The organism is Streptomyces montanisoli (assembly GCF_017813245.1).
Taxonomy (GTDB): domain Bacteria; phylum Actinomycetota; class Actinomycetes; order Streptomycetales; family Streptomycetaceae; genus Streptomyces; species Streptomyces montanisoli.
The window spans coordinates 1-13,290 of the sequence record NZ_JAGIQL010000165.1 but is presented as its reverse complement, the minus strand read 5'-3'; the positions used below and the strand labels follow the sequence as shown (position 1 = coordinate 13,290).

The 13,290-nt window shown below is 72.1% G+C and carries 13 protein-coding genes and 1 pseudogene; 7 read left to right on the top strand and 7 right to left on the bottom strand.

What is annotated here, in order from left to right:
• Positions 1-421: pseudogene (locus tag JFN87_RS33910) on the bottom strand (hypothetical protein); the annotation flags it as partial.
• A 160-nt stretch (positions 422-581) separates the two neighbouring features.
• Here JFN87_RS33910 and JFN87_RS27570 point away from each other — a divergent pair.
• The 6 genes from JFN87_RS27570 to JFN87_RS27545 all read left to right on the top strand — a co-directional run bounded on the left by JFN87_RS27570 (position 582) and on the right by JFN87_RS27545 (position 6,208).
• Positions 582-1,475 (top strand): HhH-GPD family protein, encoded by an 894-nt coding sequence (locus JFN87_RS27570; protein WP_209344253.1) that lies wholly within the window; start codon positions 582-584, stop codon positions 1,473-1,475.
• A 269-nt stretch (positions 1,476-1,744) separates the two neighbouring features.
• On the top strand, positions 1,745-2,332 hold the full coding sequence (locus JFN87_RS27565; protein ID WP_209344251.1) for a SigE family RNA polymerase sigma factor: 588 nt from the start codon (positions 1,745-1,747) through the stop codon (positions 2,330-2,332).
• The gene (locus tag JFN87_RS27560; protein ID WP_209344249.1) at positions 2,320-3,297 is read left to right on the top strand and encodes a hypothetical protein; all 978 of its coding nucleotides are present in this window, start codon (positions 2,320-2,322) and stop codon (positions 3,295-3,297) included. Before JFN87_RS27565 ends, JFN87_RS27560 begins: the two co-directional genes overlap by 13 nt.
• A gap of 88 nt (positions 3,298-3,385) precedes the next feature.
• Positions 3,386-4,105 (top strand): two-component system response regulator CseB, encoded by a 720-nt coding sequence (cseB, locus tag JFN87_RS27555; protein WP_209344247.1) that lies wholly within the window; start codon positions 3,386-3,388, stop codon positions 4,103-4,105.
• Positions 3,994-5,397, top strand: coding sequence for a two-component system sensor histidine kinase CseC (cseC, locus tag JFN87_RS27550; protein ID WP_372449292.1), 1,404 nt, complete (start codon positions 3,994-3,996; stop codon positions 5,395-5,397). The genes cseB and cseC overlap by 112 nt, the downstream gene beginning before the upstream one ends.
• Positions 5,398-5,620: 223 nt before the next feature.
• On the top strand, positions 5,621-6,208 hold the full coding sequence (locus JFN87_RS27545; protein WP_209344243.1) for a TetR/AcrR family transcriptional regulator: 588 nt from the start codon (positions 5,621-5,623) through the stop codon (positions 6,206-6,208).
• A gap of 23 nt (positions 6,209-6,231) precedes the next feature.
• On the opposite strand, the gene JFN87_RS27540 is transcribed toward JFN87_RS27545, so the two are convergent.
• Positions 6,232-6,960 carry a M23 family metallopeptidase gene (locus JFN87_RS27540; RefSeq protein WP_209344241.1) on the bottom strand — a complete coding sequence of 243 codons (729 nt, stop codon included), beginning with the start codon at positions 6,958-6,960 and terminating at the stop codon, positions 6,232-6,234.
• 489 nt (positions 6,961-7,449) lie between these two features.
• Positions 7,450-9,972 carry an ATP-dependent Clp protease ATP-binding subunit gene (locus tag JFN87_RS27535; protein ID WP_209344239.1) on the bottom strand — a complete coding sequence of 841 codons (2,523 nt, stop codon included), beginning with the start codon at positions 9,970-9,972 and terminating at the stop codon, positions 7,450-7,452.
• A 433-nt stretch (positions 9,973-10,405) separates the two neighbouring features.
• On the opposite strand from JFN87_RS27535, the gene JFN87_RS27530 reads away from it, so the two are divergent.
• On the top strand, positions 10,406-11,083 hold the full coding sequence (locus JFN87_RS27530) for an SCO3374 family protein (protein ID WP_209344236.1): 678 nt from the start codon (positions 10,406-10,408) through the stop codon (positions 11,081-11,083).
• On the opposite strand, the gene JFN87_RS27525 is transcribed toward JFN87_RS27530, so the two are convergent.
• The 4 genes from JFN87_RS27525 to JFN87_RS27510 form a co-directional block, all read right to left on the bottom strand.
• Positions 11,062-11,397, bottom strand: a complete 336-nt coding sequence (locus tag JFN87_RS27525; protein ID WP_209344234.1) for a histone-like nucleoid-structuring protein Lsr2 — start codon at positions 11,395-11,397, stop codon at positions 11,062-11,064. The two genes, JFN87_RS27530 and JFN87_RS27525, sit on opposite strands and share 22 nt — an antisense overlap.
• A gap of 130 nt (positions 11,398-11,527) precedes the next feature.
• Entirely contained in the window at positions 11,528-12,064 is a 537-nt protein-coding gene (locus JFN87_RS27520; protein ID WP_209344233.1) for an amino-acid N-acetyltransferase, read from the bottom strand.
• 10 nt (positions 12,065-12,074) lie between these two features.
• The gene (locus JFN87_RS27515) at positions 12,075-12,512 is read right to left on the bottom strand and encodes a BlaI/MecI/CopY family transcriptional regulator (RefSeq protein WP_209344231.1); all 438 of its coding nucleotides are present in this window, start codon (positions 12,510-12,512) and stop codon (positions 12,075-12,077) included.
• A gap of 117 nt (positions 12,513-12,629) precedes the next feature.
• Positions 12,630-12,821 (bottom strand): hypothetical protein, encoded by a 192-nt coding sequence (locus tag JFN87_RS27510; protein ID WP_030906313.1) that lies wholly within the window; start codon positions 12,819-12,821, stop codon positions 12,630-12,632.
• Positions 12,822-13,290: the final 469 nt, after the last annotated feature.

Below are 13,290 nucleotides of genomic sequence, written 5' to 3'. Positions count from 1 at the left end.
CGCCCGCGGCCCCGCCGCTGCCCGTGCTCGTCCTGGTGCCGCTGCCGCCACCGGAGTTCGCGGAACCGCCGCCCGAACCGCTCCCGGCGGAACCGGCGGAACCGCCGGAACCGCCAGAACCGGCGGACCCGCCGGACGCCCCCGCGGCGCCGCCGTTCTTGCCGCCGCCGCCCGACTCGTCGCGTCCGCCCGGCTCTTGGCTGATCGCGGGCCCCGAGCCGCTGGGGCCAGGGGTGATCGACGTGGCGGGCGCGGGGCCTCCGCCCTTGTCGTCCTGGTTCTTGCCCGCTCCCCCGCCGCCCGAGGTGACGAGCCACGCGATCAGCGCGGCCGCCAGCACGATCAGAGCGGCAGCCACCGACCTCCGGCGCCAGTAGATCGAGGAGGGAAGCGGCCCGACAGGATTACGCAGAGAACCCACGCGCCGAACTCTACGAGACGACGGCGTCAACTCCCGCCCCCCATGCCCCTCCTCTCCCAAGATTTACGGATGATCGCCACGGTGTGCCATCCCCGCACGTCCGTGGCGCCGCCCGCCCGCGCGCCGTTGCATGCCGTGGCGTGCGACCATCGGTCTTGCCATGACTGCCACCGAACGAAACTCCACGGCGCTGCACACCCCCCTCATCGCCTGGTTCGACGCCAACGCCCGCGACCTCCCCTGGCGGCGCCCCGAGGCCGGCGCCTGGGGCGTGATGGTCAGCGAATTCATGCTGCAGCAGACGCCGGTGAGCCGGGTGCTGCCCGTGTTCGAGCAGTGGCTCGCCCGCTGGCCGCGCCCCGCCGACCTCGCCGCCGAGGCGCCCGGCGAGGCCGTGCGCGCCTGGGGCAGGCTCGGTTACCCGCGCCGCGCGCTGCGCCTGCACGCCGCCGCGCGGGCGATGGCGGAGCGGTACGGGGGCGAGGTCCCGCGCGAGCACGCGCAGTTGCTCGCGCTGCCCGGCGTCGGCGAGTACACGGCGGCCGCGGTGGCGTCTTTCGCGTACGGGCAGCGCCACGCGGTACTCGACACCAACGTGCGCCGCGTTCTCGCTCGCGCCGTCACGGGCGTCCAGTACCCGCCCAACGCGACGACGGCGGCCGAACGCAAACTCGCCCGGGCCCTGCTGCCCGAGGAGGACGCGACCGCCGCGCGGTGGGCCGCCGCCTCGATGGAACTCGGCGCGCTCGTCTGCACCGCGAGGAACGAGGCGTGCGGCGGCTGCCCGCTCGCGGCGGCGTGCGCGTGGCGTCTCGCGGGCAAGCCCGCGCACGAGGGCCCCGCGCGGCGCGGCCAGACGTACGCGGGCACCGACCGCCAGGTGCGCGGCAGGCTGCTGGCCGTCCTGCGCGAGGCGACGGACCCGGTGGAGCAGCGGCACCTCGACGCCGTGTGGCACGAGCCGGTGCAGCGTGCGCGCGCCCTGGACGGGCTGGTCGCCGACGGGCTCGTGGAGCCGCTGCCCGGCGGCCGCTACCGCCTGCCACTCGGCTGAGCGACGGCCGAGGGACGGCCGAGGGACGGCTGAGCGGCGGCCGAGCGGCGGCTGAGCGACGGACACCCGGGGAACGGGCGCCAGAGGCCCGGCATCGCCCGTCGCGCGCCCCGCGCGCCCGATTTGTCGCGCCGTTACACAACCGATGGACAGCCGTGCGCCACCCTACGGCCGCGCAGGACAGGCCCGTGACAACCGCTCCGTAGCTTTCTGTGCCAGACGCACACAGCGCGTGGAACACGCACGGGGTCGGTCGGAGGCGGTCAGGTATGGCGCAGGTCAGCGAGGTGCTCGAGTTCGAGGAGTACGTGAGGACCCGGCAGGACGCCCTGCTGCGGAGCGCCCGCCGGCTCGTGCCCGACCCCGTCGACGCACAGGACCTGCTGCAGACCGCGCTCGCGCGCACCTACCGCCGCTGGGAGGGCATCGCCGACAAGTCGCTCGCCGACGCCTACCTGCGCCGCGTCATGATCAACACCCGCACGGAGTGGTGGCGGGCACGCAAGCTCGAAGAGGTGCCGACCGAGCAGCTGCCCGAGGCGAGCGTCGAGGACGGCACGGAGCAGCGCGCCGACCGCGCCCTGCTGATGGACGTGATGTCGGTGCTGGCGCCGAAGCAGCGCAGCGTGGTCGTGCTGCGGCACTGGGAGCAGATGAGCACCGACGAGACCGCCGCCGCGCTGGGCATGTCTGCGGGTACGGTGAAAAGCACACTGCACCGCGCCCTGGCCCGGCTCCGCGAAGAACTGGAGAGCCGCGCGCTCGAAGCCAGGGACGTGGAGCGTGCGGAGAGCCGGCGCATGGTCCGGCGCGAAGGTCCTGACCAGGAACGGGGGCGCCACAGGTGCGCAGCCTGAGATCCCGGAGGCCGTCCCCGGGCGGGGGCGGCGGATCCGGTGAGGCCGGGGCGGCCGTCTCCACGGACGGCCGTCCCTTCGGCGACTCCGGCGCCGCGTGCCGGACCGCCCCTCACGGCCGGTCCGAGGCCTCCGGCCGCCGGCCGCGCAGGACCGCACGCGTCTTCGCGGCCGGCGGCTCGACCGTCGCCGGGCTCGCGGGCCTCGCCACCATCGGGCTGCTCGCCGGCGGCTGCTCGGCCGGCGGCACCGGCATGCGCGACGAGGGGCCCGCCGTACCCGCGCCCGTCGAGCGCACGATGCCCACGCCCTCGCAGAGCCCCCGGCCCACCGCGAGGAGCGTCGACCCGGTGGCACTGCTGCGGGCCGACCCGCGGGTCAGCGAGAAGATCAAGGACGGCCTCAAGCCGTGCGGCGCCGATTCGTACCCGGTGAACACCTCCTACGGCGATCTCACAGGCGGCTCCCGTCCCGACCTCGTGATCAACGTGACGACCTGCAAGGACTCCATCGGGATCGGCACGTACGTCTACCGTGCGACGGGTGACGGCGGCGGCGCGGCCACGTCAGGGGCCACGTCCACGACCCCGTCTTCGGCCACGTCAGGGGCCGGTGCGAGCCGGTCGGCCGGGGCGCATTCCAGCGGCGGCCCGAAGCCCGGCGAGAGCGTGGAGCCGCTGCTGCGCAAGAAGCAGCCGCCGCTGCCGGGCAAGTACGAGAACGTCTTCACGTCCGAGGAGCCCTCGGTGTACGCGGCCATAGACCGCGGCGAGCTGGTCGTGACGCAGCAGGTGTACGGCAAGGGCGACTCGGTCGCGTACCCCTCGGGCGAGGAGGTCGTGACGTACGACTGGACGAACTCGAAGTTCGTCGAGCGATACCGGGTACGCAACACCTACAGCAAGCCCGTGGACGGCGACGACGACCTGGGCGATTCCGCCCCCACCCCGGCCCCCTCGGGCTGAGGAACCCCGGACGCCGGGGAATCCCGGACACTGGGGGAAAGCCCAGAACCAACCGAGAGAGTGCGAGAGAAAGGCTGAGAGCCCCCGGATGGCCGACACCCATGTGCTGTTCGTCGAGGACGACGACGTCATCCGCGAGGCCACCCAGCTCGCGCTGGAGCGGGACGGCTTCACGGTGACCGCCATGCCCGACGGGCTGTCCGGCCTCGACGCGTTCCGCGCCGACCGCCCGGACATCGCGCTGCTCGACGTGATGGTGCCCGGCCTCGACGGGGTGAGCCTGTGCCGGCGCATCCGCGACGAGTCGGCCGTGCCCGTCATCATGCTCTCGGCGCGCGCCGACTCCATCGACGTCGTGCTCGGCCTCGAGGCCGGGGCCGACGACTACGTCACCAAGCCGTTCGACGGCGCCGTGCTGGTCGCCAGGATCCGCGCGGTGCTGCGCCGCTTCGGCCACGCGGCGGGGGCGCGGGGCGCCGCAGGCGCCGAACAGGGCGACGGTCTCGACGGCGGCGGCCGCTCCGGCGTGCTGGCGTTCGGCGACCTGGAGGTCGACACGGAGGGCATGGAGGTGCTCAAGGACGGCGAGCCCGTGTCGCTGACGCCGACCGAGATGCGGCTGCTCCTGGAGTTCTCCGCGTCCCCTGGCACGGTGCTGTCCAGGGACAAGCTGCTCGACCGCGTGTGGGACTACGGCTGGGGCGGCGACACCCGGGTGGTGGACGTCCACGTGCAGCGGCTGCGCGCCAAGATCGGCCAGGACAGGATCGAGACGGTCCGCGGCTTCGGGTACAAGCTGAAGCCGTGAGGCGGCTCGCTCTGCGCACCGGCATCCGGTGGAAGATCAGCATCGCGATCGCCGCGGTCGGCGCGCTGATCGCGGTGGCGCTGAGCCTCGTCGTGCACAACGCGGCCCGCGTCTCGATGCTGGACAACGCACGCGAGTCGCAGCTCGCCCAGACGCTGTTCGCCGAGCGGCTTTACGACACGACGAAGGAAGCCAAGTTCGGCACGAAGATCAACGACCCGGCGCTGCCGCACGAGCTGCGCGAGAAGGCCAAGCAGGGCAGGCGCGCCACGCTCGTCCAGGGCGGCGGCGTGCCGGACGTGTGGGCGGCGGTGCCGCTCGGCAACGGCACGGTGCTCTCCAGCCACAGCAAGTTCGCCGAGCGCTCCACGACGATCATGAAGGACCTGGACCGTGCGCTGATCATCGGCTCCGCGGCCGTCGTCGTCGGCGGCTCCGCGCTCGGCGTGCTCATCGGCGGCCAGATCTCCCGGCGGCTGCGCAAGGCGGCGGCCGCGGCGGGCCGGGTGGCGCAGGGCCAGACGGACGTCAGGGTCGGCACGGCCGTCGGCGGTGTCGTACGGGACGAGACGGACGAGCTGGCCCGTGCGGTGGACGCGCTGACCGACGCGCTCGGCGAGCGCATCGAGGCGGAGCGCCGGGTCACGGCGGACATCGCGCACGAGCTGCGCACCCCGGTCACCGGCCTGGTCACGGCCGCCGAGCTGCTGCCGCCCGGCCGGCCCAGCGAGCTCGTACGGGACAGGGCCCAGGCGATGCGGACGCTGGTGGAGGACGTGCTGGAGGTCGCGCGGCTCGACAGCGCGTCCGAGCGCGCCGAGCTGCAGGAGATTGCGCTCGGCGAGTTCGTCCAGCGCCGGGTGCCCACGATGGATCCCGGCGCGGACGTGGAGGTGGTGCGCGAGTCGTGGGTGAACACGGACCCGCGCAGGCTGGAGCGGATCCTGGGCAACCTGCTCGCGAATGCGCGGGGGCACGGCGGCGCGCCGATCGAGGTCAAGGTCGAGGGGCGGGTGCTGCGCATCCGCGACCACGGGCCGGGCTTTCCCGACGCGCTGCTGCACGAGGGGCCGAGCCGGTTCCGCACGGGCACGTCGGACCGCGCGGGCCAGGGCCACGGGCTCGGCCTGACGATCGCGGCCGGCCAGGCGAAGGTGCTGGGCGCGCGGCTGACGTTCAGGAACGCGGGCGCGGACGGTGCGGGCGGCGCGGTGGCGGTCCTCTGGCTCCCGGAGCACGCGCCGACGACGACGGGCAGCTTCCCGATCGTGGGCCCCCCACAAAAACCCTGAGCCCACGCGGCACGGCGCGGCGCGAGCGGGCACGCGAAGCACCCCCGAGCCCGCGCCCACGCGCCAGGCGGTCGGCATCGGCGCCCGGGGGGGCGTTCCGGTTGTGGGGCGCGGTCTTACTTGCCGCCCGGCTAGTACGTACAATGGGGCGGCAGCCACCGATCCGGCGGCCGTCACGCGAGACGCGGCGCGAGAGGCGCCTCCAAGAGAGCGGGAGCGCGCCATGGCGGGCACGGGAACCCAGCGCAAGAGCGACACCCGGCAGCGGATCCAGGACATCGCCCTCGACCTCTTCGTGGAGCAGGGGTACGAGAAGACGTCCCTGCGGGAGATCGCGGAGCGGCTGGAGGTCACCAAGGCCGCGCTGTACTACCACTTCAAGACCAAGGAATCGATCCTGGTCAGCCTCTTCGCCGACCGGGTCGAGCCGCTCGACGAGCTGATCGCGTGGGCGCGGGAACAGCCGCGCACCCTGGAGGTCAAGCAGGAGTTCCTGCGGCGCTACACGGAGCAGCTCAAGGCGTCGTCACGGCTGTTCCGCTTCATGCAGGAGAACCAGGCCGAGCTGCGCGACCTGCGGGTCGGCGAGACGTTCAAGAGCCGTGTCGACGACACGATGGAGCTGCTGCTCGCGCCCGACCCGTCGCTCGCCGACCGGGTGCGCTGCACGGCGGCGCTGATCTCGCTGCACGCGGGCATGTTCGCCCTGAAGGACGTCGAAGGAGACCCCGAGGAGAAGTACGACGCTCTCCTCGAAGTCTCCTTCGAGCTGCTGGCGGCCGCCCACGAGGGCCGCGGCCCGGCCGCCTGATCCCACACGGCCGCCGTCGGACGTCAGACCTTGACGCCCATCTTGTTGAGGAACGCGACCGGGTTGATCGCCGAGCCGTAGTTCGGCGTGGTGCGGATCTCGAAGTGCAGGTGCGGTCCGGTCGTGTTGCCGGTGTCGCCGGACTTCGCGATCTCGTCGCCGGTCTTCACGTGCTCGCCCACGTGCACCTCGATGCGCGACAGGTGCGCGTACTGCGAGTACTTCCCGTCGGAGTGGCGGATGACAATGGCGTTGCCGTACGCGTCGCCGTCGCCGGCGCCGTGCGGGCCGGCCTTGACGATCGTGCCGGTGTGCGCGGCGTGGACCGCGGTGCCGACCGGCACGGCGAAGTCCTGGCCGGAGTGCTTGTGCATCCAGTGGCTACCGGAGTCGTCGAACTTCGCGGTCAGCGTGTAGTGCGTGACGGGGTCGATCCAGGACGCGGCCTTCTTCGCGGCCGCGGCCTTGGCCGCCTTGGCCTTCGCCGCCTTGACCTGCTTGGCGTGCGCGGCCGCCTGCTTCGCGTGGGTCGCGGCCTTGGCCTGGGCGTCCGCCTGCTGGTGCACGGCGGCCGCGGTGGTCACGGCGGTGGACGCGGGGGTGACGGGCGCCTGGGTGCCGGCGTCGCCGGTCGCGGCGAACGCGGCCCCGGCCCCGCCCGCCAGCGACACCCCGAGTCCTGCGGCCACGACGGCGACGCGAGCACGACGGACGTTGGTGTGCGGGGTGCGGAACTTCGAGCGCAGCGACATACGGGAAACCTCCGGGCATGAAAGGACCCGGCGCTCCCGCACCGGGCTTGCCCCACCTTGGTAACCCGACCGGGCATCTACGCCCAAATGCCTCATCTACGATACGGCTTCGTACCCGCCTGACGGCCGAAAGTCCCTTGACTCGCCCTGCCGAGCCGCCTTCCTCGGCATTTTTCCGGCCAAACCGGGCAATTCAATGGTCAAATACCCGGCATTCCCCCTAACGGCCCTAGTAGGGCCGAAACGGCCTGTGCGGCTTGTCACGGCCACCGGGCACGAGGGCCGTCCGGTTCGGGACCAACGCCCCGCCCGCCGAGGGACCTTGCCGGGACCCCGCGTGTGACCCGACAGACGCGCGAAGGCCGGGCCACGCGCCCGCCGGCGCGCGAACCGGCGCGCGAACCGGCGCGCGAAAGGGCCGGGCCCCGGACCGATGTCTCGGTCCGGGGCCCGGCCCCTGTCAGCGTGGCGCGCGCTCGGCGCGACCCGTCACGCTTCCTTCGTCAGGTTCGGGCCGCCGCCCGCCGCCTGCTCGATGGGAGGAGCGTCCGGCAGGGCCGCCTTCTCCTCGCCGCGGAAGGTGAACTTGCGCTCCTCACCCTCGCCCTCGGTGTCCACGACCACGATGTGTCCCGGACGCAGCTCGCCGAAGAGGATCTTCTCCGACAGGGCGTCCTCCACCTCGCGCTGGATCGTCCGGCGCAGCGGCCGGGCGCCCATCACGGGGTCGTAGCCCTTGTCCGCGAGCAGCTGCTTCGCGTTCTGGCTGAGCTCGATGCCCATGTCACGGTCCTTGAGCCGCTCGTCCATCTCGCGAATGCGGAGGTCGACGATCTCCAGGATGTCCTCCTGGGTGAGCTGCGGGAAGACGATGACCTCGTCGACACGGTTGAGGAACTCGGGGCGGAAGTGCTGCTTCAGCTCCTCGCTGACCTTCGCCTTCATCCGCTCGTAGTTCGTCTTCGTGTCGCCCTGCGCCGCGAAGCCCAGGTTGAAGCCCTTCGAGATGTCCCGCGTCCCGAGGTTGGTCGTCATGATGATGACCGTGTTCTTGAAGTCCACGACGCGGCCCTGGGAGTCGGTCAGGCGGCCGTCCTCCAGGATCTGCAGAAGGGAATTGAAGATATCGGGGTGGGCCTTCTCGACCTCGTCGAAGAGGACGACGGAGAAAGGCTTCCTGCGGACCTTCTCGGTGAGCTGGCCGCCCTCCTCGTAGCCCACGTAACCGGGGGGCGAGCCGAAGAGGCGGGAAACCGTGTGCTTCTCGCTGAACTCCGACATGTCGAGGGAGATCAGCGCGTCCTCGTCGCCGAAGAGGAATTCCGCCAGCGCCTTGGACAGCTCGGTCTTACCGACACCGGACGGGCCGGCGAAGATGAACGAGCCACCGGGCCGCTTCGGGTCCTTCAGGCCGGCACGCGTACGCCGGATCGCCCGGGAGAGCGCCTTGACGGCGTCCACCTGGCCGATGACGCGCTTGTGCAGCTCGTCCTCCATGCGCAGCAGGCGGGACGACTCCTCCTCGGTGAGCTTGAAGACCGGGATGCCCGTGGCCGTGGCCAGCACCTCGGCGATCAGGTCCTCGTCCACCTCGGCGACGACGTCCATGTCGCCGGCCTTCCACTCCTTCTCCCGCTTGGTCTTCGCGGCGAGCAGCTGCTTCTCCTTGTCGCGGAGGGAAGCCGCCTTCTCGAAGTCCTGGGAGTCGATCGCGGACTCCTTGTCCCGGCGCACGCCGGCGATCTTCTCGTCGAACTCGCGCAGGTCCGGCGGCGCGGTCATCCGGCGGATGCGCATCCGGGAGCCGGCCTCGTCGATCAGGTCGATCGCCTTGTCCGGCAGGAAGCGGTCCGAGATGTACCGGTCGGCCAGGGTGGCGGCCGCGACGAGCGCCGAGTCGGTGATGGAGACGCGGTGGTGCGCCTCGTACCGGTCGCGCAGGCCCTTGAGGATCTCGATCGTGTGCGGCAGCGAAGGCTCGGCGACCTGGATGGGCTGGAAGCGGCGTTCGAGTGCCGCGTCCTTCTCCAGGTACTTGCGGTACTCCTCCAGCGTCGTGGCACCGATCGTCTGGAGCTCACCGCGCGCCAGCATCGGCTTGAGGATGCTCGCCGCGTCGATCGCCCCTTCCGCGGCACCCGCGCCGACCAGCGTGTGCAGCTCGTCGATGAAGAGGATGATGTCGCCGCGCGTGCGGATCTCCTTGAGGACCTTCTTCAGGCGCTCCTCGAAATCACCCCGGTACCGCGAGCCCGCGACCAGCGCGCCCAGGTCCAGCGTGTAGAGGTGCTTGTCCTTCAGGGTCTCCGGCACCTCGCCCTTGACGATGGCCTGCGCCAGGCCCTCGACGACCGCCGTCTTGCCGACGCCGGGCTCGCCGATGAGCACCGGGTTGTTCTTGGTGCGGCGGGAGAGCACCTGCATGACCCGCTCGATCTCCTTCTCGCGCCCGATGACCGGGTCGAGCTTGGATTCGCGGGCCGCCTGGGTGAGGTTGCGGCCGAACTGGTCCAGCACCAGGGACGTGGAGGGCGTGCCCTCCTGCGGGCCGCCCGCGGTGGCGGACTCCTTCGTCTGGTAGCCGGACAGCAGCTGGATGACCTGCTGCCGCACCCGGTTCAGGTCGGCGCCCAGCTTCACGAGGACCTGGGCGGCGACGCCCTCGCCCTCGCGGATCAGGCCGAGCAGGATGTGCTCCGTGCCGATGTAGTTGTGGCCAAGCTGGAGGGCCTCGCGGAGCGAAAGCTCCAGGACCTTCTTCGCACGGGGGGTGAAGGGGATGTGGCCGGACGGGGCCTGCTGGCCCTGGCCGATGATCTCCTCGACCTGCTGGCGGACCGCCTCGAGCGAGATCCCGAGGCTCTCCAGGGCCTTAGCGGCGACACCCTCACCCTCGTGGATCAGGCCCAGGAGGATGTGCTCGGTGCCGATGTAGTTGTGGTTGAGCATCCGGGCTTCTTCCTGTGCCAGGACGACAACCCGCCGCGCGCGGTCGGTGAACCTCTCGAACATCGTTATCGCTCCTCAGAGCGGTCAGGCAGTAAAAGGGGTCGGTCCCCTCTCTGTCCTTCCGCAGCTTAGTCCCGCAAGCGGGGACCGCTCGGGTCCATCCCCGCATCCGCGGGGAGCAGCGTTCCTCTTGAACTGCTGACGAACGCTCCAACCCGATGGTGCGAGACGATGTTCCCCCAGGCCAAGCGGATACCGCCGCCATCTGTACGCCCATGGCGAACGGCGGCCGCCCCGGCCCGTGTGGGGCCCCTCCCCACTAGGGATGTCTTACCCGCCGGCACTGACAGTCCATGCCGCCCACCCCCGTTCCCTCCGCTGAGGGCGAACAGGGCGCGACCCCGGCGCGGCACCCCCGGCCCGATTCGGCGTCGCCAAGGGTGAACGGCGGCGCACGCAGCGTAACCCGGGCCGGTGCCGCACCGTTGGCCCTTTCATGCCGCCCACTGTGCCAGGACCGCGTGGCCCCCACGCGTACGCGGAGGTGACGCGCCGCTCCCACGGGCTCCGTGAGTCGCGCGACTTCCAGGAGTTCCACGCGTTCTACGTGGACGCGCTCGGCTGGCCCCTCACGCGCGGCCCTGCGGGCGCGCCGCCGCGGCTCGCGACGGGCGTGGCCTTCGACGTGCTCGGGCTGCCGGCGGACGCGGGTCTCGCGGTGCTCGGCAAGGCCGCCTCGGGTCCGGTGGCGCTCAGCGCCGATCGCACGCGGATGTGGTTCCTCGTGGCGGCGGGCGCGGCGGAGGAGGTGCCGGGGCTGCTGGACTGGCTCGAATGGGGCGGCATCGCCCTGGATCTCGACGCGCTCGGCGCGGGGTGCGGCGTGGAGGCGCCCGCGCCGCCGTTGCGGCACGCACGCGCAGTGCCGGGGGCCGCCGCGTGGCTGCGGCCCCCCGTGGCCCTCGCGCTGCCCGCGCTACGCCTGTGCGACGGCGGCGTCCCGGGTGGCGGCACCGGGACGGCTACCGGTACCGGGGGCAGCGGTGGGGGTGCCCCCGATCTCGTACGCCTCGTGGACACGGCGGCCGCGGAGTGCCACCGGGTCCGTATCGCCCGCGGGCACGCTCGCACCATCGCCGCGGATGCGCATCGTCAGCCGTTGGCCTTCTCGTAGGCCTCGCGGATGTCGGCCGGAACGCGGCCGCGGTCGTTCACGTTGTAACCGTTGTCCTTGGCCCACTTGCGGATTTCCGCGGTGTCCTTGTTGCCGCCCGAGACGACGCGGCCCTTGCCGCGGCCCGACGCACCACGACCGCCGGTACGGCGCCCGCTCTTGGTGTACGGATCGAGCAGACCCCTGAGCTTGTCGGCATTGGCCGTCGTGAGGTCGATCTCGTAGGTCTTGCCGTCCAGCGCGAACGTGACGGTCTCGTCCGCCTCGCCACCGTCGAGGTCGTCGACAAGAAGGACCTGAACCTTCTGTGCCACCTGATTTCCTTTCATCGAAAATGCAGTACGCGGAAAGGAAACCCCTTTTCCGGGGAAAACACAAACCCCCGGGAGGGGTTCAGTGGCTCAACAAACGGGAAACGCACGCGATTCGGACATCTTCGCGCCGTCACAGGTGCAGAAGCATCCGGCTGTTGCCCAAGGTGTTCGGCTTCACTCGTTCGAGACCGAGGAACTCGGCAACACCCTCGTCATAGGAACGCAGCAGCTCTCTGTACACATCCCCACCGACGGGTGTCCCATCGATCTCCACGAACCCGTGCTTCGTGAAGAAGTCGACTTCGAAGGTCAAGCAGAATACCCGGCTGACGCCGAGCTCACGCGCCGCGCGCAGCAGCTCGGTGAGCAGCTTGTGCCCCACTCCCGCGCCCTTCGCCGAAGCGTCGACGGCGAGAGTGCGCACTTCCGCGAGGTCCTCCCACATCGGGTGCAGGGCGCCGCAGCCGATGACGGTGCCGTCGGGGCTCTCGGCGACCCAGAACTCCTGGATGTCCTCGTAAAGGGTCACAGGCGCTTTGTCGAGGAGGATGCCGGAGCCCGCGTAAGTGCCGACCAGGCCGCGCAGCGCGGTGACATCGCGCGTCCTGGCGCGTCTGACGGTCACGGCATTCAGTTCTGCGGGAGCCGGCGGCTGCGGTGAGGGCATGAACAGGACGCTATCGTTCACCGCCCCCGTCCGATCCGGCGCCCCGGAGGCCCGCCCCTTCGCGGCCCTCCGCCGGGTCCTCGGCGCGGGTCCCCTGGACGATACGGACGGCGGCCTCCAAGGACCGCCGCTGCTCCGGCGACATCATGCCGAAGAACGCGACGAGTGCCGCGGCCTGGTTGTCACTCCTCGACCAGGCGTCGTTCATCAGGGCTGCCGCATAGGCGGCGCGGGTGGACACCGCCCTATATCGATAGGCGCGGCCCTCGACTTCCCTGCGCACCCAGCCCTTCTGATGGAGGTTGTCCATTACCGTCATGACGGTCGTGTAGGCGATCGAGCGTTCTTGCTGGAGGTCTTCGAGGACTTCCCTGACGGTCACCGGACGGTTCCATTGCCAGACGCGCGTCATCACGGCGTCTTCGAGGTCTCCCAATTGGCGGGGCACGTCCCCCAGCCTAGTCCGCAATGTCCGAAAAGACGGTTATTTGCGCAGCGAAAAGGGCGCACGCCCCCGAGGGCCGTGCGCCCGGTGGCGCCGGGTCGGACCCCGGGTGGCGCCGGGTCAGACGCCGCGCGTCTCGCGTGCGGCGCCCTGCGCCGCGCCCGCGGCCTCGGCGCGCGCGATGGCCGCGTCCACGGCGGCGTCTTCCTTGCTCTTGTTGGGACCACCCTGGGTCTTGATGATCAGCCGCACGAGGAAGACGAAGAAGGCCCCCATGACCACAGGAGGCACAAGCGCGGATACATAGTCCATACCGACCACATTAGCTACACCGCGGCGCGCTCCTGCGGCCGGGGCGGAGCGGGCGGCGCGGGCTTCCTGCGCGGCGGGAAGACCTCGGAGGGCTTCGGCACGGGGCGCTCGCCGGGCGGCTGCGCGGGGGCGGGCTCCTTCGGCCGCCGTTCGCCGTCGCCCTTGCCGGCGCCGTCCTTGCCGGTGCCGTCCTTGCCGGTGCCGCCCTTGCCCGCGGCGTTCGGGGCCTCGCCCGGCGGCGCGGCGGGGGGCGGGGGGCGGGGGGGAGGGGGGGGGGCGCGGGGGGGGGGGGGCGGGGGGGGGGGGGGGCGGGGGCCGGGCGGCGGGGGGGCGGGGGGGGCGGGCGCCGGCGGGGGGGGGGGGGGGGGGGGGGGGGGGGGGGGGGGGGGGGGGGGGGGGGGGGGGGGGGGGGGGGGGGGGGGGGGGGGGGGGGGGGGGGGGGGGGGGGGGGGGGGGGGGGGGGGGGGGG